1 protein-coding gene is annotated in these 407 nt (G+C 63.9%); it reads left to right on the top strand.

The window, feature by feature from the left end; genetic code table 11:
• On the top strand, positions 1-407 hold a 407-nt coding region (locus FMN63_RS00125), incomplete at both ends, for an oligopeptide/dipeptide ABC transporter ATP-binding protein (protein WP_148581924.1).

Genomic DNA, 407 nt, shown 5'->3' with positions numbered 1-407 from the left:
GCGCTACCCGCACGAACTTTCCGGCGGCCAGCGCCAGCGTGTCGTCATTGCCCGCGCGCTCGCCTGCCAGCCGAAATTCATCGTCTGCGACGAGGCGATTTCGGCGCTCGACGTGTCGATCCAGGCACAGATCATCAACTTGCTGCTCGATCTGCAGGAGAAATACGGGCTGACCTATCTGTTCATCGCCCATGATCTCGCGGTCGTGCGCCATATCAGCACCCGCGTCGGCGTCATGTATCTCGGGCGGCTGGCCGAACTTGCCACCCGCGAGGAACTCTTCGACAATCCGCTGCATCCCTATACCCGGGCGCTGCTGTCGGCCGTACCGGAGACCGATCCCGCGCATGAACGCACCCGTCAGCGCCAGATCCTGCAGGGTGACGTGCCGAGCCCACGAGACACTC

It is taken from the genome of Stappia sp. BW2, from assembly GCF_008107695.1.
Lineage (GTDB): Bacteria > Pseudomonadota > Alphaproteobacteria > Rhizobiales > Stappiaceae > Roseibium.
Note: the sequence above shows the minus strand (reverse complement) of the source record. Positions and strands in the feature narration are given on the sequence as shown.